Origin of the sequence: Streptococcus mitis (genome assembly GCF_047464945.1) — a bacterium.
Classification (GTDB): Bacteria; Bacillota; Bacilli; order Lactobacillales; family Streptococcaceae; genus Streptococcus; species Streptococcus mitis_EA.
Genome location: NZ_JASHAX010000001.1, coordinates 347080 through 367001, shown reverse-complemented (window position 1 = coordinate 367001; position 19922 = coordinate 347080). Strand labels below are relative to the sequence as shown.

General features: G+C 40.8%; 23 protein-coding genes. 19 read left to right on the top strand and 4 right to left on the bottom strand.

Annotated elements, in window-relative coordinates; translation table 11 throughout:
- Window positions 1–3: 3 nt before the first annotated feature.
- From QM424_RS01815 to lacD, 19 genes are all read left to right on the top strand, one after another.
- Entirely contained in the window at window positions 4–1278 is a 1275-nt protein-coding gene (locus QM424_RS01815) for a DUF2130 domain-containing protein (protein WP_414392749.1), read from the top strand.
- A gap of 10 nt (window positions 1279–1288) precedes the next feature.
- On the top strand, window positions 1289–2167 hold the full coding sequence (truB, locus tag QM424_RS01810) for a tRNA pseudouridine(55) synthase TruB (RefSeq protein WP_414392748.1): 879 nt from the start codon (window positions 1289–1291) through the stop codon (window positions 2165–2167).
- A gap of 110 nt (window positions 2168–2277) precedes the next feature.
- A complete protein-coding gene (udk, locus tag QM424_RS01805; RefSeq protein ID WP_001181376.1) occupies window positions 2278–2916 on the top strand; it encodes a uridine kinase in 639 nt (212 codons plus the stop codon).
- Window positions 2917–3042: 126 nt separating this feature from the next.
- Entirely contained in the window at window positions 3043–4383 is a 1341-nt protein-coding gene (gene xseA, locus QM424_RS01800) for an exodeoxyribonuclease VII large subunit (protein WP_414392747.1), read from the top strand.
- Window positions 4361–4573 carry an exodeoxyribonuclease VII small subunit gene (locus QM424_RS01795; protein ID WP_000043226.1) on the top strand — a complete coding sequence of 71 codons (213 nt, stop codon included), beginning with the start codon at window positions 4361–4363 and terminating at the stop codon, window positions 4571–4573. The genes xseA and QM424_RS01795 overlap by 23 nt, the downstream gene beginning before the upstream one ends.
- Window positions 4570–5445, top strand: a complete 876-nt coding sequence (locus QM424_RS01790; protein WP_414392746.1) for a polyprenyl synthetase family protein — start codon at window positions 4570–4572, stop codon at window positions 5443–5445. The genes QM424_RS01795 and QM424_RS01790 overlap by 4 nt, the downstream gene beginning before the upstream one ends.
- Window positions 5438–6253 carry a TlyA family RNA methyltransferase gene (locus QM424_RS01785; RefSeq protein WP_414392745.1) on the top strand — a complete coding sequence of 272 codons (816 nt, stop codon included), beginning with the start codon at window positions 5438–5440 and terminating at the stop codon, window positions 6251–6253. The genes QM424_RS01790 and QM424_RS01785 overlap by 8 nt, the downstream gene beginning before the upstream one ends.
- Window positions 6246–6677, top strand: coding sequence for an arginine repressor (locus QM424_RS01780; RefSeq protein WP_173274545.1), 432 nt, complete (start codon window positions 6246–6248; stop codon window positions 6675–6677). Before QM424_RS01785 ends, QM424_RS01780 begins: the two co-directional genes overlap by 8 nt.
- Window positions 6678–6683: 6 nt before the next feature.
- A complete protein-coding gene (recN, locus tag QM424_RS01775) occupies window positions 6684–8351 on the top strand; it encodes a DNA repair protein RecN (RefSeq protein WP_414392744.1) in 1668 nt (555 codons plus the stop codon).
- A gap of 1 nt (window position 8352) precedes the next feature.
- Window positions 8353–9081: a metallophosphoesterase family protein gene (locus QM424_RS01770; RefSeq protein WP_414392743.1), complete on the top strand. Its 729-nt coding sequence runs from the start codon at window positions 8353–8355 to the stop codon at window positions 9079–9081.
- A 78-nt stretch (window positions 9082–9159) separates the two neighbouring features.
- Window positions 9160–10983 (top strand): translation elongation factor 4, encoded by a 1824-nt coding sequence (gene lepA / locus QM424_RS01765; protein ID WP_001047207.1) that lies wholly within the window; start codon window positions 9160–9162, stop codon window positions 10981–10983.
- Window positions 10984–11235: 252 nt separating this feature from the next.
- The gene (locus QM424_RS01760) at window positions 11236–11712 is read left to right on the top strand and encodes a PTS sugar transporter subunit IIA (protein ID WP_000521974.1); all 477 of its coding nucleotides are present in this window, start codon (window positions 11236–11238) and stop codon (window positions 11710–11712) included.
- A 38-nt stretch (window positions 11713–11750) separates the two neighbouring features.
- Window positions 11751–12056, top strand: coding sequence for a PTS sugar transporter subunit IIB (locus tag QM424_RS01755; RefSeq protein ID WP_000590551.1), 306 nt, complete (start codon window positions 11751–11753; stop codon window positions 12054–12056).
- 48 nt (window positions 12057–12104) lie between these two features.
- Window positions 12105–13580, top strand: coding sequence for a PTS transporter subunit IIC (locus QM424_RS01750; protein WP_414392742.1), 1476 nt, complete (start codon window positions 12105–12107; stop codon window positions 13578–13580).
- 98 nt (window positions 13581–13678) lie between these two features.
- On the top strand, window positions 13679–14575 hold the full coding sequence (locus tag QM424_RS01745; protein WP_414392741.1) for an aldose 1-epimerase family protein: 897 nt from the start codon (window positions 13679–13681) through the stop codon (window positions 14573–14575).
- Window positions 14576–14866: 291 nt separating this feature from the next.
- Window positions 14867–15292: a galactose-6-phosphate isomerase subunit LacA gene (lacA, locus tag QM424_RS01740; protein ID WP_000029277.1), complete on the top strand. Its 426-nt coding sequence runs from the start codon at window positions 14867–14869 to the stop codon at window positions 15290–15292.
- A gap of 148 nt (window positions 15293–15440) precedes the next feature.
- Complete coding sequence (lacB, locus tag QM424_RS01735) at window positions 15441–15956, top strand: galactose-6-phosphate isomerase subunit LacB (RefSeq protein ID WP_001216918.1); 516 nt, start codon at window positions 15441–15443, stop codon at window positions 15954–15956.
- A 10-nt stretch (window positions 15957–15966) separates the two neighbouring features.
- Complete coding sequence (locus QM424_RS01730) at window positions 15967–16896, top strand: tagatose-6-phosphate kinase (RefSeq protein WP_414392740.1); 930 nt, start codon at window positions 15967–15969, stop codon at window positions 16894–16896.
- 1 nt (window position 16897) lies between these two features.
- The gene (gene lacD / locus QM424_RS01725) at window positions 16898–17878 is read left to right on the top strand and encodes a tagatose-bisphosphate aldolase (RefSeq protein ID WP_033688762.1); all 981 of its coding nucleotides are present in this window, start codon (window positions 16898–16900) and stop codon (window positions 17876–17878) included.
- An 80-nt stretch (window positions 17879–17958) separates the two neighbouring features.
- Here the strand turns inward: lacD and QM424_RS01720 are convergent, their stop codons facing one another.
- The 4 genes from QM424_RS01720 to QM424_RS01705 all read right to left on the bottom strand — a co-directional run bounded on the left by QM424_RS01720 (window position 17959) and on the right by QM424_RS01705 (window position 19789).
- Window positions 17959–18165 (bottom strand): hypothetical protein, encoded by a 207-nt coding sequence (locus QM424_RS01720; protein ID WP_414392739.1) that lies wholly within the window; start codon window positions 18163–18165, stop codon window positions 17959–17961.
- A 36-nt stretch (window positions 18166–18201) separates the two neighbouring features.
- Entirely contained in the window at window positions 18202–18720 is a 519-nt protein-coding gene (gene lacB / locus QM424_RS01715) for a galactose-6-phosphate isomerase subunit LacB (RefSeq protein WP_000684751.1), read from the bottom strand.
- Window positions 18721–18731: 11 nt separating this feature from the next.
- On the bottom strand, window positions 18732–19160 hold the full coding sequence (gene lacA, locus QM424_RS01710) for a galactose-6-phosphate isomerase subunit LacA (protein WP_000864630.1): 429 nt from the start codon (window positions 19158–19160) through the stop codon (window positions 18732–18734).
- Window positions 19161–19312: 152 nt separating this feature from the next.
- Window positions 19313–19789, bottom strand: a complete 477-nt coding sequence (locus QM424_RS01705; RefSeq protein ID WP_001239965.1) for an RrF2 family transcriptional regulator — start codon at window positions 19787–19789, stop codon at window positions 19313–19315.
- Between the last annotated feature and the right edge of the window lie 133 nt (window positions 19790–19922).

Genomic DNA, 19922 nt, shown 5'->3' with positions numbered 1-19922 from the left:
GTTATGAACGAAATCAAATGCCCCAACTGTGGGGAAGTCTTTACAGTAAATGAGAGCCAGTATGCTGAACTTTTATCCCAAGTGAGAACGGCAGAGTTTGATAAGGAATTGCACGATCGGATGAAGCAGGAACTGGCCTTGGCTGAGCAAAAGGCCATGAATGAACAACAGTCTAAACTAGCTCAAAAAGACCAAGAAATTGCGCAATTGCAGAGTCAAATCCAAAACTTTGATACAGAAAAAGAATTGGCCAAGAAAGAGGTTGAACAGACAAGCCATCAGGCTTTATTAGCAAAGGACAAGGAAGTACAGGCCTTGGAAAACCAATTGGCAACCTTGCGTTTGGAGCATGAAAATCAACTGCAAAAGACTCTTTCTGAACTAGAAAAAGAACGAGACCAGGTTAAAAATCAGCTTCTCTTGCAAGAAAAGGAAAACGAGCTTTCTCTTGCTTCAGTTAAACAAAACTACGAAGCTCAACTCAAGGCAGCCAGTGAACAAGTCGAATTTTACAAGAATTTCAAAGCTCAACAATCTACAAAAGCTATCGGGGAAAGTCTGGAACACTATGCAGAGAGTGAGTTTAACAAGGTCCGCAGTTTTGCCTTTCCAAATGCCTACTTTGAGAAGGATAACAAGGTTTCAGCGCGTGGGTCTAAGGGGGACTTTATCTTCCGTGAATGTGATGAAAATGGGGTCGAAATTATTTCCATCATGTTTGAGATGAAAAATGAAGCAGATGGAACAGAGAAGAAGCACAAGAATGCAGATTTTTACAAGGAATTAGACAAGGACCGTCGGGAGAAGAACTGTGAATATGCGGTTTTGGTGACTATGCTTGAGGCCGATAACGACTACTTTAACACAGGGATTGTAGACGTCAGCCACGAGTACGAAAAGATGTATGTGGTTCGTCCTCAGTTCTTTATCCAGTTGATTGGTCTCTTACGTAATGCGGCGCTTAATTCCCTAAAATATAAGCAGGAGTTGGCCTTGGTTCGCGAGCAAAATATCGACATTACGCATTTTGAGGAAGACTTGGATGCCTTTAAGCTAGCCTTTGCTAAGAACTATAACTCAGCTTCGACTAACTTTGGCAAAGCTATCGATGAAATTGACAAGGCCATCAAACGCATGGAAGAGGTTAAGAAATTCCTAACCACATCTGAAAATCAACTTCGTCTTGCAAACAACAAATTGGAAGATGTCTCAGTTAAAAAATTGACTCGGAAAAATCCAACTATGAAAGCTAAGTTTGAGGCGCTGAAGGGAGAGTAGAAAACAAGATATGAACGGTATTATCAACTTAAAAAAAGAAGCGGGCATGACCTCGCATGATGCGGTTTTTAAACTGCGTAAGATTTTGGGAACAAAGAAGATTGGTCATGGTGGGACCTTGGATCCGGATGTGGTGGGTGTTTTGCCGATTGCGGTTGGCAAGGCGACCCGCATGGTCGAGTTTATGCAGGACGAGGGCAAGGTCTATGAGGGGGAAATCACTCTGGGCTATTCCACGACGACTGAGGATGCCAGTGGGGAAGTGGTCGCAGAGACACCTGTTTTATCGCACTTGGATGAAAAGCTTGTTGATGAAGCGATCGCTAGTCTGACAGGACCTATTATTCAGATTCCACCTATGTATTCGGCTGTCAAGGTCAATGGTCGTAAGCTTTATGAGTATGCGCGTGCTGGCCAAGAAGTAGAACGTCCAGAACGTCAGGTGACCATTTATCAATTTGAACGAACAAGACCAATTTCTTATGAGGGTCATCTTGCACGCTTTACTTTTCGTGTGAAATGCAGTAAGGGAACTTATATTCGTACCTTGTCTGTTGACTTAGGAGAAAAATTGGGTTATGCGGCCCATATGTCTCAGTTAACTCGTACTAGTGCAGCTGGTTTGCAACTAGAAGATGCTCTTACCTTGGAAGAAATTGCTGAAAAAGTGGAGGCTGTTCAATTGGACTTTCTCCATCCTCTAGAGATTGGGACAGGCGACCTTGTTAAAGTTTTCCTAAGTCCAGAAGATGCTACAGAAGTGCGCTTTGGTCGTTTTATCGAACTCGAACAAACAGAACAAGAATTAGCTGCCTTTGAAGGCGATCAATTGCTAGCCATTCTAGAAAAACGGGACAATCTCTACAAGCCAAGGAAGGTTTTTATCTAATCTAACCGGAGTGTGGGGATGGAATTCTTCCCCTAGACTATTCAAAACATACTATAAATTTTGCAAAAAATGTGATAGAATAGACGACGGATAAAAAAACGGAGGATAGCATGCAAAATAGACCAATCATTATCGGAGTGACAGGTGGTTCTGGTGGGGGTAAGACCAGTGTTTCAAGAGCCATTTTATCGCATTTTCCTGATGAAAAGATTTCCATGATTGAGCACGATTCATACTACAAGGATCAGTCTCACTTGACCTTTGAAGAGCGTGTCAAAACCAACTACGACCATCCTTTTGCCTTTGATACAGATTTGATGATCGAGCAGATTAAGGAATTGTTGGCAGGGCGTCCGGTGGACATCCCGACTTATGACTATACAGAGCATACACGAAGTAGCAAGACCTATCGTCAGGAGCCTCAAGATGTTTTTATTGTTGAGGGGATTTTGGTCTTGGAAGACAAGCGCCTGCGCGATTTGATGGATATCAAGATTTTTGTGGATACGGATGATGATGTGCGCATTATTCGTCGTATCAAGCGTGATATGGAAGAACGTGGCCGTAGTCTTGATAGCGTAATTGACCAGTACTTAGGTGTGGTCAAACCAATGTACCACCAGTTTATCGAGCCAACTAAGCGTTATGCTGATATCGTCATTCCTGAGGGAGTCAGCAATACAGTTGCTATCGACCTGTTGACGACCAAGATTGCAAAGATTTTGGAAGAAGCCCGAAATAGCAAATAATCAGATGTGGAGGCCTTGCCTCCTTTTTTATTTTTCACTCATAATGGTACATAAATGGAGATTTTTAGGCATATTTTTGGTATAATAATACCCATGAAAGAGCAAGAAAATGAATAGTAGGTGGAGATGGAAAAGTATTTATCGGTAACAACTTTGACCAAGTATCTGAAAATGAAATTCGATAAAGACCCTTACTTGGAACGGGTCTATTTAACTGGTCAAGTTTCCAACTTTCGTAAACGACCTACTCACCAATATTTCTCCCTAAAGGATGACCATGCAGTTATTCAAGCGACTATTTGGTCTGGGATTTATCAGAAATTAGGTTTCGACCTGGAAGAAGGGATGAAGATCAATGTGATTGGGCGTGTACAGGTCTATGAACCGAGCGGTAGCTACTCCATTATCATTGAAAAGGCAGAGCCTGATGGGGTTGGGGCGCTTGCGATTCAGTTTGAACAACTCAAGAAAAAATTGACAGAAGAAGGCCTGTTTCAAGAACGCTTCAAGCAATCTCTGCCCCAATTTTCTAAGAGAATTGGTGTAGTAACCAGTCGCAGTGGAGCCGTTATTCGAGATATTATCACGACCGTCAGCAGGCGCTTTCCAGGTGTGGACATTCTTCTCTATCCGACTAAGGTGCAAGGTGAAGGCTCTGCGGAGGAAATTGCTTGTAATATTGCGCGTGCTAATCAACGTGACGATTTGGATTTGCTGATTATTGGTCGTGGTGGAGGTTCTATTGAGGATCTCTGGGCCTTTAACGAGGAAATTGTGGTACGAGCGATTTTTGAATCTCGTTTACCAGTTATCTCTAGTGTGGGGCATGAGACGGATGTGACCTTGGCAGATTTTGTGGCAGATAGACGGGCTGCGACGCCGACAGCTGCAGCTGAACTAGCAACACCTGTGACCAAGTTGGATGTATTAGCTCATTTGCAAAATCAAGAAAAACGGATGGCAACAGCAGTCCGAAATGTCCTATCTAAGAAACAAGAAGCTTTAAAAAAATGCAGTCAGTCTGTTATTTTTAGACAACCAGAGCGCTTGTATGATGGTTATTTGCAACGCCTGGATCAACTGCAACTGCGCTTAAAACAAAGTTTGCGAACACGGATTTCTGAGAACCAACAGGTAGTACAAGCAAAGACCCATCAACTGGTGCAATTATCACCTGTTACCAAAATCCAACGTTATCAAGACCGTCTAGGCCAGTTGGATAAGCTCCTACGTAGCCAAATGGCGCTGGTTTATGATGCCAAGGTTGCTGAAGTGAAGCGACTTTCGGAAGCCTTGCTGATGTTGGATACCAGTCGAATCGTGGCGCGTGGTTATGCTATTGTCAAGAAAGAAGAGTCCGTTGTAGATTCGGTTGAGAGTTTGAAGAAAAAAGACCAAGTGACGCTTTTGATGCGAGATGGTCAAGTAGAATTAGAGGTTAAAGATGTCAAAACAAAAGAAATTTGAGGAAAATCTAGCAGAACTGGAGACCATTGTCCAAAGTTTGGAAAATGGTGAAATTGCTCTGGAAGATGCGATTGCTGCCTTTCAAAAGGGTATGGTCTTGTCAAAAGAGCTCCAAGCGACGCTGGACAAGGCTGAAAAGACCTTGGTCAAGGTCATGCAAGAAGACGGAACAGAAAGTGATTTTGAATGAAGAAGCAAGAAAAATTAGCTCTTGTCGAGTCAGCCTTGGAAGATTTTTATGGAGACCAGCAGTTTACCTCTAGTTTGCGAGAGTCTGTTCTCTATTCCATTCATGCTGGTGGCAAGCGTATTCGGCCTTTTCTCTTGTTAGAAGTTTTGGAAGCCTTGCATATTGCCATCAAACCTGCTCACGCGCAGGTAGCTGCGGCCTTGGAAATGATTCATACAGGGAGCTTGATTCACGATGACCTTCCTGCTATGGATGATGATGATTACCGTCGGGGACGGTTGACCAACCACAAGAAATTTGGAGAGGCAATGGCCATTTTGGCTGGAGATGCCTTGTTCCTAGATCCTTATGCCTTGATAGCGCAGGCAGATTTGCCAAGTCAGGTCAAGGTGGACTTGATTGCCAACTTATCCCTTGCTTCAGGTAGTCTGGGTATGGTGGCTGGGCAGGTTTTGGACATGGAGGGTGAACACCAGCACCTGTCTTTGGAAGAACTTCAGACCATTCATGCTAATAAGACTGGAAAACTGCTAGCCTATCCCTTCCAAGCTGCAGCCATCATAGCCGAATTGACACCTGAAATGCAGGAAAAGCTGAAAACTGTTGGTGAATTGATTGGACTTGCTTTTCAAGTTCGAGATGATGTACTGGATGTGACAGCTAGTTTTGAGGAAATTGGCAAGACACCTCAAAAGGACCTGCAGGCTGAAAAGTCAACCTATCCTGCCTTGTTGGGCTTGGAAGAGGCTATTGACTTTTGTAACCAAACCTTGGATCAAGCAAATGCAAAATTGGAAGAAATTGCTCAGCAGATTCTCTTTGAGATAGAATCGATTGTAGAAGTAGTAGAAAGTTTGAGAATCAATGGCTAAGGAAAGAGTAGATGTACTAGCTTATAAACAGGGCTTGTTTGAAACGCGAGAACAAGCCAAGCGCGGTGTCATGGCTGGGCTAGTCGTAGCAGTCCTTAATGGAGAACGGTTTGATAAACCGGGAGAGAAAATTCCAGACGACACCGAGTTAAAACTTAAGGGGGAGAAACTCAAGTATGTCAGTCGTGGTGGCTTGAAACTGGAAAAGGCCTTGCAGGTCTTTGATTTGTCAGTGGAAGGAGCTACAACGATTGATATCGGTGCCTCTACTGGAGGTTTTACCGATGTCATGTTGCAAAATGGTGCTGAGTTAGTTTATGCAGTCGATGTTGGTACCAATCAGTTGGCTTGGAAATTACGCCAAGACCCACGAGTTGTCAGCATGGAGCAGTTCAATTTCCGCTATGCTGAAAAGACTGATTTCGATCAGGAACCGAGCTTTGCCAGCATTGACGTGAGTTTTATTTCCCTTAGTCTGATTCTTCCGGCCTTGCACCGTGTCTTAGCAGATCAAGGTCAGGTTGTGGCTCTGATTAAGCCTCAGTTTGAAGCAGGACGTGAGCAGATTGGGAAAAATGGAATCATTCGCGATGCCAAGGTTCATCAACATGTCCTTGAATCTGTCACAGCTATGGCAGTAGAGGAAGGCTTTTCAGTCCTTGGTTTGGACTTTTCTCCAATACAAGGTGGTCATGGAAATATTGAGTTTTTAGCGTATTTGAAAAAAGAAGAGTCAGCAGGCAATCAGGTTCTTGCTGAAATTGAAGAAGTAGTAGAGAGGGCGCATAGTCAATTTAAAAATGAATAAAAAAGAGAGACTTGAAAAAATTAGAAGATTTGTGACGGATTATCAAATCGGTACGCAAGAAGAAATTGTAGAATATTTGAAAGAAGCAGGAATCACTGCTACTCAGGCAACGGTATCACGGGATATCAAAGAGCTAGGTATTGTCAAAATTCCTTTGAGAGACAACACCTATGTCTATGAATTGCCAAAATCAATCGTGAAAAGTTTGCAACTGGCTGAAGACAATATCGAATCAGCTGAATTGATGGACAAGATGATTAATCTCCAAGTTATTCCAGGAAATACGGCTTTTGTAAAAGCTCAGTTAATCGAGACTTTTGCGGATAAGATTTTTAGCTGTTTAGCTGATGATAGCTCGATTTTAGTCATTGCCAGAAGTGAAAGTCTAGCTGAGGAAATCTTTGAACAAGTAAAAAATTGGTAGGTCTATATGTTACTTGAAATTTCGATAAAAAACTTTGCCATTATTGAGGCTATTTCCCTCAATTTTGAAAAGGGAATGACTGTCCTGACTGGTGAAACGGGTGCAGGGAAGTCGATTATCATTGATGCCATGAATATGATGTTGGGAGCTCGTGCGACGACAGATGTTATTCGTCATGGTGCGCCAAAGGCAGAGATTGAGGGGCTTTTCTCAGTTGAGAATAGTCGCCTTTTACAGGAAATTTTTGATGAGCAAGGTTTGGAATTGGGGGATGAAATTATCATCCGTCGGGAAATCTTGCAAAATGGTCGGAGTATTAGTCGCGTGAATGGTCAGATGGTAAATCTGTCTGTATTGCGTGCTATTGGGCAACATCTTGTGGATATTCATGGTCAACATGACCAAGAGGAGTTAATGCGTCCCCAACTGCATATCCAGATGTTGGATGAATTTGGCGATGCAGCCTTTTGGGACTTAAAAGAAACCTATCAAACGAGTTTTGATGCCTACCGTAAAATGCGTAAGCAGGTTCTGGAAGTCAAGAAAAACCAACAGGAACACAAGGCACGTATCGAAATGTTGGAATTTCAAATGGCAGAGATTGAGGCAGCAAACTTGCAGGCTGGAGAAGATTTGGCTCTTAATCAAGAGCGTGATAAACTTCTCAATCATAAAAATATTGCGGATACACTGACCAATGCCTACAGCATGTTGGACAATGAAGATTTTTCAAGTCTAGCCAATGTTCGTTCAGCTATGAATGACATGGAAAGTGTCGAAGAGTATGACCCTGAATACCGTGAAATTTCAAGCTCTCTGTCTGAGACCTACTATGTCTTAGAAGACATTAGCAAACGTCTGGAAGCTATTATTGAGGACCTTGATTTTGATGGCAATCGTCTCATGCAGGTTGAGAATCGTTTGGACCTCCTTCATACTATTACCCGTAAATATGGTGGGACTGTAGACGATGTCTTGCTTTATTTTGCCAAGATTACGGAAGAATACAATCTCTTGACAGGAAATAACCTTTCATCTGAGGACATGGAAACTGAGCTCAAGAAAATGGAAGTCAATCTTGTTGATTTGGCAGGTCAGCTTGCCTCTGCTCGTCATGACTTAGCTCAGCAGCTTGAAGCTGAGATTAAACAAGAACTACAAGATCTTTATATGGAAAAAGCCCAGTTTCAGGTTCGTTTTAACAAGGGCAAATTCAGTCGTGAGGGAAATGAAATGGTCGAATTTTACATTTCAACCAACCCTGGCGAAGACTTTAAACCCTTGGTCAAGGTTGCGTCCGGCGGGGAATTATCCCGTCTCATGCTAGCCATTAAGTCTGCCTTTTCACGCAAAGAAGGCAAGACAAGTATTGTCTTTGATGAAGTGGATACAGGAGTTTCAGGTCGTGTAGCTCAAGCTATTGCGCAGAAGATTCACAAAATTGGTCAGCATGGGCAGGTTCTAGCTATTTCCCATTTACCACAAGTGATTGCGATTGCGGATTATCAATTCTTTATTGAGAAGATTAGCAATGACCATTCAACAGTTTCGACTGTTCGTCTCTTGACGGTTGAAGAGCGAGTGGAGGAAGTTGCCAAGATGTTGGCAGGTGATGATGTGACAGAAGCAGCTCTGACGCAAGCCAGAGAATTGTTGAGAAACAGGGAGAAATAAGATGGCAGACTATTATGTAATTGGAGATGTTCACGGAAAAGCTGGGATGCTGGAAGACCTTCTCAAAACCTGGGATGGCCAGACCCAGTTACTCTTTCTAGGGGATTTGATTGACCGAGGTGAGGATAGTCGCCGTGTTCTTGAAATGGTCAAGGACTTAGTGGACAATAAAGGGGCTATCTGTTTGTCTGGAAATCATGAGTATATGTTTTTGACTTGGCTCGATGACCCAGAAGAAAGCTATGACCACTATCGTCGCAATGGTGGAGATACAACCATTAACTCTATCCTAGGTCGTCCTTTGGATGCACCAGTTGATGGGATTGAGGATGCCAAGCGTGTTACCACCGAAGCAGCAGACTTGGTTGCATTTATTCGTCAAATGCCATTTGTGGTAGAAACAGATAAGTATATCTTTGTTCACGCAGGTATTGATTTAACATTGGATGACTGGCATGAAACAACAGATTACAAGAAAGTCTGGCTCAGAAAACCATTCCACGAAGCCGAAAATCATACTGGAAAAACCATTGTCTTTGGTCACACACCAGTTTATGGTTTGCTGAAGCAAGAACGCGGTACAGCTGAGCTTTGGACTACAGAAGATGGTAAGATTGGGATGGACGGAGGAGCTGTCTATGGTGGTGTCCTTCATGGGATTGTCTTTACAGACCAAGGAATGACAGAACACCACTTTATCGAAAATGACGGCTTTGTCGCTGAAGATTAGTACTCCTAACAGGGTATGATCTTGTCAAAATGTCAAAAACAATTTATAATAAATAGATACCCTGAAAGGAAGAGAATCATGAACTTAGAAGAATTGAAAAAACGACAGGAGAAGATCCGGAACTTCTCTATTATCGCCCATATTGACCATGGGAAATCAACTTTAGCAGACCGCATTTTGGAAAAAACAGAGACAGTATCCAGTCGTGAAATGCAAGCTCAGCTTTTGGATAGCATGGATCTAGAACGGGAACGTGGGATTACCATTAAGTTGAATGCCATTGAGCTGAATTATACTGCCAAAGATGGGGAGACCTATATTTTCCACTTGATAGACACACCTGGGCACGTGGACTTTACCTATGAAGTTTCACGTTCGCTCGCTGCCTGTGAGGGTGCTATTTTGGTGGTCGATGCCGCTCAAGGTATTGAGGCTCAAACCCTTGCTAACGTTTATCTAGCCTTGGACAATGATTTGGAAATCATGCCAGTCATTAACAAAATTGACCTACCAGCTGCAGATCCTGAGCGCGTGCGTACAGAGATTGAAGATGTCATTGGTTTGGATGCCAGCGAAGCAGTCCTAGCATCTGCCAAGGCTGGTATTGGGATTGAAGAAATCCTCGAGCAAATCGTGGAAAAAGTGCCAGCGCCAACAGGTGATGTGACGGCACCACTTAAGGCCTTGATTTTCGACTCGGTTTACGATGCCTACCGTGGGGTTATTCTTCAAGTGCGTGTCATGGATGGGGTTGTCAAACCTGGCGATAAGATTCAGCTTATGAGCAATGGTAAGACCTTTGATGTGACAGAAGTTGGTATTTTTACTCCCAAAGCAGTTGGTCGTGATTTCCTTGCGACTGGTGATGTTGGTTATATTGCAGCTTCTATCAAGACGGTTCAGGATACTCGTGTGGGTGATACCGTTACCTTGGCAACCAATCCTGCGGCAGAGCCATTACATGGTTACAAGCAGATGAATCCTATGGTCTTTGCGGGTCTTTACCCAATCGAATCAAACAAGTACAATGACCTGCGTGAAGCCCTTGAAAAATTGCAACTGAATGATGCCAGTCTTCAGTTTGAACCAGAAACATCGCAGGCACTTGGATTTGGTTTCCGTTGTGGATTTCTTGGACTTCTCCATATGGATGTAATCCAAGAACGTTTGGAGCGTGAGTTCAACATCGATCTCATCATGACAGCTCCATCCGTTATCTATAAGGTTAATTTGACCGACGGTGAGTCTATGGATGTGTCCAATCCGTCTGAATTCCCAGATCCAACTAAGATTGCGACCATTGAGGAGCCTTATGTTAAGGCGCAAATTATGGTACCACAGGAGTTCGTAGGAGCAGTAATGGAGCTAGCTCAGCGCAAGCGTGGGGACTTTGTGACTATGGACTATATTGATGATAACCGTGTCAATGTTATCTATCAAATTCCACTTGCTGAAATCGTCTTCGACTTCTTTGATAAACTCAAGTCTTCAACACGTGGTTATGCAAGCTTTGACTACGAATTGTCAGAGTATCGCCCATCTAAGCTGGTCAAAATGGATATCCTTCTCAATGGAGACAAGGTGGATGCCCTCAGTTTCATCGTTCATAAGGATTTTGCCTACGAACGTGGAAAACTCATCGTTGATAAGCTCAAGAAAATTATTCCTCGTCAACAATTTGAAGTTCCAATCCAAGCAGCTATTGGACACAAGATTGTAGCTCGTACTGATATCAAGGCCCTTCGTAAGAATGTACTTGCTAAATGTTATGGTGGTGATGTTTCTCGTAAACGCAAACTCCTTGAAAAACAAAAAGCTGGTAAGAAACGTATGAAAGCTATCGGATCAGTAGAAGTTCCACAAGAAGCCTTCCTCAGCGTCTTGAGTATGGATGAAGAGTAGATTTTCAAAATAGTTTTTATTGTCTATAAGGTATTAAAATAATAAAAAAATGATAAACAGGCTGAAAAGGCCTGTTTTTTTGCATTTAGAATAGAATTAAATCGTTCAAATTGTTTGTTTTAAATATTCGTTTTGATTATAAAGATAAAAAATAAACAAAAAAAGGACAAAAAACAACAGAAAAATATTGACAACGATTTCATATAGTGTTATACTTATAGCATAAAGTTAATGGAAAGAAGGGAAAACCTTATGGGATTAGATCATTTCTTTGACAAAAACCTTGTGTTTTGCTTAGAAGCGGATAATCAAGAACATCTCTTTGATCAGGTTGCAACTTTATTGGAAGAACGAGAAATCGTGACTCCAACCTATCGTGAAGCCTTGATCACGCGTGAAAAGTCATTTCCAACTGGCTTAGATATGGAATTTTTGGGTAAGGATTTGCCGAATGTGGCTATTCCTCATACAGATATTGTTCATAATCTAGCTGAAAAAGTTGTGGTGGTTCGATTAGAAAAACCAGTGACTTTCCACAATATGATTGCACCGGATAAGGAAGTAGAAGTATCCCTGCTCTTCTTTATCATTAATAACTCAAGTTCAAGTCAAACAAACATTCTTGCTCAGTTGATGGACTTCTTTACTGGAAATGGTCATCTTGAAGACCTATCAAAAATTTCTGAACCAGAAGCCCTTTATGCTTATATTGCTGAAGCAATCGCTTAATCTTGTCTATTAAAAATATTAAATCGGAGGAAATCCATATGATTAAAATTCTTGCTGCCTGCGGTGCAGGTGTTAACTCAAGCCACCAAATAAAAAGTGCTCTTGAAGAAGAACTTTCAAACCGTGGTTACGATGTTCACTGTGATGCAGTTATGGTCAAGGACGTCAACGAAGATCTTATCAAAGGTTATGACATCTTTACACCAATTGCTGCGACAGATCTTGGTTTTGAACCAGGTATTCCAGTTATCGAAGCTGGACCAATCTTATTCCGTATCCCAGCTATGAGTGCTCCAGTATTTGACAATATTGAAGCAGCTATCAAAGAACATGGGTTAAGCTAATTATCAATTTGTTAACATTCATATAACATAAAAAAGGGAGGAACTGTTATGGATGCAATCTTTGGTCTAATCAAAGACTTTTTCACACCTATCTTAGATATGGGTGGTCCTGTCATCATGTTGATCATTTTGACAATATTGGCTCTACTTTTTGGAGTGAAATTCTCCAAAGCGCTTGAAGGTGGTATCAAACTTGCCATCGCTCTTACAGGTATCGGTGCCATCATCGGTATGCTAAACACTGCTTTCTCAGCATCACTAGCAAAATTCGTTGAAAACACAGGTATCCAATTGAGTATTACTGACGTTGGTTGGGCACCACTTGCAACAATCACTTGGGGTTCTGCTTGGACACTATACTTCTTGCTCATCATGTTGATTGTCAACATAGTGATGCTAGCTATGAAGAAAACAGATACACTTGACGTTGATATCTTCGATATCTGGCACTTGTCTATCACAGGTCTTTTGATTAAATGGTATGCAGACAACAACGGTGTGAGTCAAGGGGTTTCACTCTTTATTGCTACAGCAGCTATCGTCCTTGTTGGTGTGTTGAAAATTATCAACTCTGACTTGATGAAACCTACATTTGATGACCTTCTTAACGCTCCAAGTTCATCACCAATGACATCAACTCACATGAACTACATGATGAACCCAATTATCATGGTTTTGGATAAGATTTTTGAGAAATTCTTCCCAAGCCTTGATAAATATGACTTTGACGCTGCTAAATTGAACAAGAAAATCGGTTTCTGGGGTTCTAAATTCTTTATCGGTTTCATCCTTGGTATTGTTATCGGTATTATGGGAACTCCACATCCAATTGCAGGTGTTGAAGATGCAGATAAATGGCGTCTGGTTATTAAAGGATGGTTGTCTCTTAGTTTGACTGCCGGTGTATCTTTGGAACTCTTCTCACTTATCGGTTCTTGGTTCATCGCAGCCGTAGAACCACTATCACAAGGTATTACAAACGTTGCTACTAAACGTCTTCAAGGACGTAAATTCAACATCGGTCTTGACTGGCCATTCATCGCTGGTCGTGCTGAAATTTGGGCTTGTGCTAACGTACTTGCACCAATCATGTTGGTTGAAGCAGTACTTCTTTCAAAAGTCGGAAATGGTATCTTGCCACTTGCAGGTATCATCGCTATGGGTGTTACTCCAGCTCTCTTGGTTGTAACTCGTGGTAAATTGCTCCGTATGATTATCTTCGGAACACTCTTGTTGCCACTCTTCCTTCTTTCAGGTACACTTATTGCACCATTTGCAACAGAACTTGCTAAAGGTGTAGGTGCCTTCCCAGCAGGTGTGAGCGAAACTCAATTGATCACTCACTCAACTCTTGAAGGACCAATCGAAAAACTTCTTGGTTGGACAATTGGTAACACTACAACAGGTGATATCAAAGCAATCCTTGGTGCTGTAGTCTTCCTTGTATTCTATATCGGTATCTTTGCATGGTACAGAAAACAAATGATCAAACGTAACGAAGAGTACGCAGCAAAAGCAAAATAATGCGCTCCTATAAAATGTAAATTGTTGAAACTAGGTTGTCATACCATTAGGAGTGACAGCCTAGTTTTTTATAAACTATAAAGAAATCGGAGAAAATCATGGTAATTGAATTAAAATCAGAACAATTAAGAGTTCAATTTAACAGTTTTGGTGGGGCTCTTTCTTCTATAAAAGATGCTGAGGGACTGGAGTATTTGTGGCAAGGCAATGCCACTTATTGGAGTGGACAAGCTCCTGTTCTCTTCCCCATTTGTGGTTCTTTGAGAGAGGATACAGCCCTCTATATAGATGAGAAGGGACAAGAAAGAAAAGGAAACATTCCTCGTCATGGTTTGGTTCGTAAGAAAGAATTTGAATTAGTTGAACAGACAGACAAGAGTGTAACTTTTGCAATTGAAGACGATGAGAATAGCTATCAGAACTATCCTTATCATTTCCGCCTAGAGATTACTTATTTCCTTACTGGAAAGACAGTACGGACTCAATACAAGATTTTTAATAAAGAAACTAGCAAGGTCATGCCTTACTTTATTGGTGGACATCCAGGATTTAATTGTCCTCTACTGGATGATGATGTCTATGAAGATTACTATTTAGAGTTTGAGAAAGAAGAGACTTGCTCTGTTCCACGTCCTTTCCCAGAAACAGGTATGCTGGATTTCCAAGATAGAAGGACATGGTTAGAGGGGCAAAAAGAAATAGATCTTAGTTATGATCTTTTCAGCACAGATGCAGTCACCTTAGATGAATTGCAATCTAGAACAATTGCCCTTCGTTCTCGTAAACATGATAAGGGATTGAAAGTGTACTTTGCAGAGTTTCCAAACCTCATCATCTGGTCAACTTTGAATAAAGGTCCTTTCATTGCTTTTGAACCATGGTCTGGCTTGTCAACATCCCTTGAAGAAGGAGATCACCTAGAAGATAAGAAGAATGTTCGTCTCCTAGAACCTGGTCAAGTGGATCAAATTGGTTTTGATATCGAAATTTTTTAGATTGAAAAACAAAACACAAAAACAAACATTAACTGTTGACTTTTTCAGAGAATAGGAGTATATTATGTTTGTAAGCAACAAATGATGTTTGTAACAAACAAATAATCGCTTGTTATATTTTCTTTCGTGGAGAAAGATTATTTCTAGGAAACTGGTTTCCTAAACTTGAATAAGGTGTCATTCATCTCATTCAATCTAATTTGTCAATAAACTGCTAGAAAGTCTTTTGTAGGTAAACTGCTAACTATAAAAGGTTTTATTAGCCTAGAAAAATAAAAAGGAGTATACAATATGTCTATTGTTATCGGTGCAGATGCTGCAGGTTTGAGATTGAAAGAAGTTGTGAAAGACTTCTTGGAAAAAGAAAACTTCCACGTTGTGGATGTTACAGCTGAAGGTCAAGACTTTGTTGATGTGACTCTTGCTGTTGCTGCAGAAGTAAACAAAGAAGAACAAAACCTTGGTATCGTGATTGATGCTTATGGTGCTGGTCCATTCATGGTTGCAACTAAAATCAAAGGAATGGTTGCCGCAGAAGTATCTGACGAACGTTCAGCTTATATGACTCGTGGCCACAACAACTCACGTATGATCACTATGGGTGCACAACTTGTTGGTGATGAATTGGCTAAAAACATCGCTAAAGGATTTGTTAACGGTAAATACGATGGTGGACGTCACCAAATTAGGGTCGATATGTTGAACAAAATGTGCTAATACTCTTCAAAAATCAAGATAATCTGTTGTCAGCTCACTTTAGCTAACCTCAGTTATGCTTGCAGCTCGCTTCCTAAGCTAATCTTGATTTTTCTTGAGTAAGGATAAATGATATTAGATTTATATAATTAATCGGAGGGAATAACTAATGAGAATTGCAATTGGATGTGACCACATCGTAACAGATGAAAAAATGGCGGTTTCAGAATTTTTGAAATCAAAAGGATATGAAGTTATTGACTTTGGTACATATGACCATACACGTACTCACTACCCAATCTTTGGTAAAAAAGTAGGGGAAGCTGTAACTAGCGGTCAAGCTGATCTTGGAGTATGTATCTGTGGTACTGGTGTTGGTATCAACAACGCTGTAAATAAAGTTCCGGGTGTCCGTTCTGCCTTGGTTCGTGATATGACAACAGCACTTTATGCTAAAGAACAATTGAACGCCAACGTTATCGGTTTTGGTGGTAAGATTACTGGTGAATTGCTCATGTGCGATATCATCGAAGCTTTCATCCATGCTGAATACAAACCAACTGAAGAAAACAAAAAATTGATTGCGAAAATTGAACACGTTGAAAGTCACAATGCTCAACAAACAGACGCAAACTTCTTCACTGAATTCCTTGAAAAATGGGATCGCGGAGAATACCACGACTAAGAGGTGACCTATGATTTTAACAGTCACAATGAACCCATCCATTGATATTTCCTATCCCTTGGATGAGTTGAAGATTGATACTGTCAATCGTGTGGTGGATGTAACCAAAACGGCTGGTGGTAAGGGGCTCAATGTTACCCGAGTACTTTCAGAATTTGGGGATTCTGTTCTTGCTACTGGTTTAGTGGGTGGTAAACTTGGCGAGTTCTTAGTTGAAAATATTGATGATAATGTTAAGAAAGATTTCTTTTCTATTCAGGGAGAAACTCGGAACTGTATCGCTATTCTCCACGGAGACAACCAAACAGAAGTTCTTGAAAAAGGTCCTGTAGTATTGGAACAGGAAGGTCAAGATTTTTTGGAACATTTCAAAAATCTCCTGGACTCGGTTGAAGTAGTAGCCATCTCAGGTAGTTTACCAGCTGGCCTTCCAGTTGATTACTATGCGAGCTTGGTAGAACTTGCTAATCAAGCTGGCAAGCCTGTTGTCTTGGACTGCTCTGGTGCAGCACTTCAGGCGGTTCTTGAATCACCACATAAACCAACAGTCATCAAACCAAATAATGAGGAATTGTCTCAGCTTCTTGGAAGAGAAGTTTCTGAGGATTTGGATGAATTAAAAGAAGTACTTCAAGAACCCTTGTTTGCAGGGATTGAATGGATTATCGTTTCACTTGGTGCCAACGGTGCTTTTGCCAAACATGGTGACACTTTCTACAAGGTCGATATTCCTAGAATTCAGGTGGTAAATCCTGTTGGATCTGGAGACTCTACTGTGGCAGGAATTTCTTCAGGACTTCTTCACAAAGAATCGGATGCAGAATTACTCATCAAGGCAAATGTCCTTGGTATGCTCAATGCTCAAGAAAAAATGACTGGTCATGTCAACATGGCCAACTATCAAGCTCTATATGATCAATTAATAGTAAAAGAGGTATAAAATGGCTTTAACAGAACAAAAACGTGCACGCTTAGAAAAACTTTCTGATGAAAAAGGAATCATCTCAGCTCTTGCTTTTGACCAACGTGGTGCTTTGAAACGCCTCATGGCTCAACACCAAACAGAAGAACCAACTGTAGCTCAAATGGAAGAACTGAAAGTCTTGGTAGCAGATGAATTGACTAAATACGCTTCATCAATGCTTCTTGACCCTGAGTATGGACTTCCAGCAACTAAAGCTCTTGATGAAAAAGCTGGTCTTCTCCTTGCTTATGAAAAAACAGGTTATGACACAACAAGTACAAAACGCTTGCCAGACTGCTTGGATGTTTGGTCTGCAAAACGTATTAAAGAAGAAGGTGCAGATGCAGTTAAATTCTTGCTTTACTATGATGTAGATAGCTCAGACGAACTCAATCAAGAAAAACAAGCCTACATCGAACGTATCGGTTCTGAATGTGTGGCTGAAGATATCCCATTCTTCCTTGAAATCCTTGCTTACGATGAAAAAATTGCGGACGCAGGTTCTGTAGAATACGCGAAAGTAAAACCACACAAAGTTATTGGTGCTATGAAAGTCTTCTCAGACCCACGCTTTAACATTGATGTCTTGAAAGTGGAAGTCCCTGTTAACATTAAATATGTTGAAGGTTTCGCTGAAGGTGAAGTCGTTTATACACGTGAAGAAGCAGCAGCCTTCTTTAAAGCACAAGATGAAGCAACTAACTTGCCATACATCTACTTGAGTGCTGGTGTATCAGCTAAACTCTTCCAAGATACTCTTGTATTTGCTCATGAATCAGGTGCAAACTTTAACGGAGTTCTTTGTGGCCGTGCAACATGGGCTGGATCAGTTGAAGCTTACATCAAAGATGGTGAAGCAGCAGCTCGCGAATGGCTTCGCACAACTGGTTTTGAAAACATTGACGAACTCAATAAAGTTCTTCAAACAACAGCGACTTCATGGAAAGAACGCGTGTAGCACTCAAATTGTGAAAATAACTTCAGTCTAGGGATAGAAATATCTCTAGACTTTTTTGATGATGTAAAAATAACCTTGAGTTAGTTATCCTCAAGGTTATACTCTTCGAAAATCTCTTCAAACCACGTCAGCGTCGCCTTATCGTAGGTATGGTTACTGATTTCGTCAGTTCTATCCACAACCTCAAAACAGTGTTTTGAGCTGACTTCGTCAGTTCTATCTACAACCTCAAAGCACTGCTTTGAGCAGCCTGCGGCTAGTTTCCTAGTTTGCTCTTTGATTTTCATTGAGTATTAGATAAAATATAGAAGGCGGAATACAAGTTAATCGTGATATTCTCCACGATCCCACTTGGCATTCTCTTCATCGAAGATATGATCATTGGCAGCTACATCTGGGCTCACTTCAGATAGTTTATCAATTTTCGCAATCAATTCCTCTTTTTCAGGACTTGGTTTGTATTTGGTATTGATAAATTCATCTACAATGTTGTTAATGAAATTGATACCTAGGATAGCACCACCGAAAGCAACAATATTAGCATTGAGATTTTCACGAGCGGAACGAGCAGTCGCAACATCTCCGACAAGTACAACTCGAGTTCCAGGAACTTTATCAGCAGATACAGCAATTCCAACACCTGTACCGCACAGGGCAACTCCAAAGTCAGCCCGTCCATTGACGACTTCCTCTGCAATTAAGCGACCATAAATAGGATAGTGGGTACGGACGAAATCATAAGTACCAACATCAATGATTTCATGACCTTGTTCTTTTAGGTGTTTTGAAATCTTCATCTTCACATCTGTTACAATGTGATCACAACCGAGAGCTATTTTCATGGGAATACCTCCTAGCAGAGCTTGTTCAGCATATCAATGCGAACTTGGTGACGGCCAGCATCATAGTTGTGCTCAAGAAAGGTTTTGACTATTTCAACTGCTAAAATATCACCTGTAATTCCAGAACCAATTGTAATGATTGGAGTAGAATTGTGTCGAATAGTCATCATGGCAGAGTGTTCATCGGAAACAGCGGCGCAGATAATACCTTTAAACTTATTAGCAGGCATAAAAGAATGTCCAAACTTGTCAAAAAGAATAGCGCGAGCTTGCTTATATTTTCTAAACTCTGTAATAGCATTGACAGTAGAATCAACGAAATCCTCAGAACCTTGTGTAGAGTTGAGATCAATTACTTCATAACCAGAATGAAGCAGATAGTGTTTGACGGTTTCTTTCAGTTGGAAACCATCTTGGTCAGTAGCTAAAATAACTTTCATAAGAACCTTCTTTCTTTAGCTATCCAAAAGCATGCAATGAAAGATCATTGTTGACGATATAGAAGATATATTATATCTTCAAATATAGTATAGTCCTTGTAAAATTATTTGTCAAGGATTCATAAAAACTAGCTGAAAAATTTTTTCTCCAGCTAGTTTTGGCATTTATTGACCCAATTTCTGATATCGGTTAAATCATAGTTAATCTCAGATTGATGGGCTACCTGGCTGAGTGTAATAGAAGTCAGGGTTGCAACTAAAGTGTTTTCAATAATATCAAGAGAGTTGGTTACAACGCATCTTTTAGCCTTTTTACTTTCCTCGTTGCCTAAGAATTTTTTTAGAAGATTTTGACTTTCAAAGATTCGATTTTTTCCTTCTATAGCTACAAATACATCGTAAAAGGTGATTTGGCTGAGGGGTTTAGAAAGAGCAACGCCTCCATTTTTCCCTCTAACGGATTTAACCAACCCTTCGTTGTCTAATAGTTTTATAATTTTTTTCAAATAAGAATCTGAAACTTCTAGCCGTTCACTCAAGGAAATTGTATTGATATATTTTCCTTCAGGGAGCTGATCTAACATGAGTAAGACATAGACTGACTGTTCCCAACCTGATGACAATCGCATGTTTGTACCTCCATATAAAAAGATAATCATTATCCACAATTACCAGTATAGCCTTTTTTTGTTTTTTTCTCAATACATAGGAGTTTAAAAAAATAATCTTGGAATTTTTTGATAAATCTCTTGACATTCATTT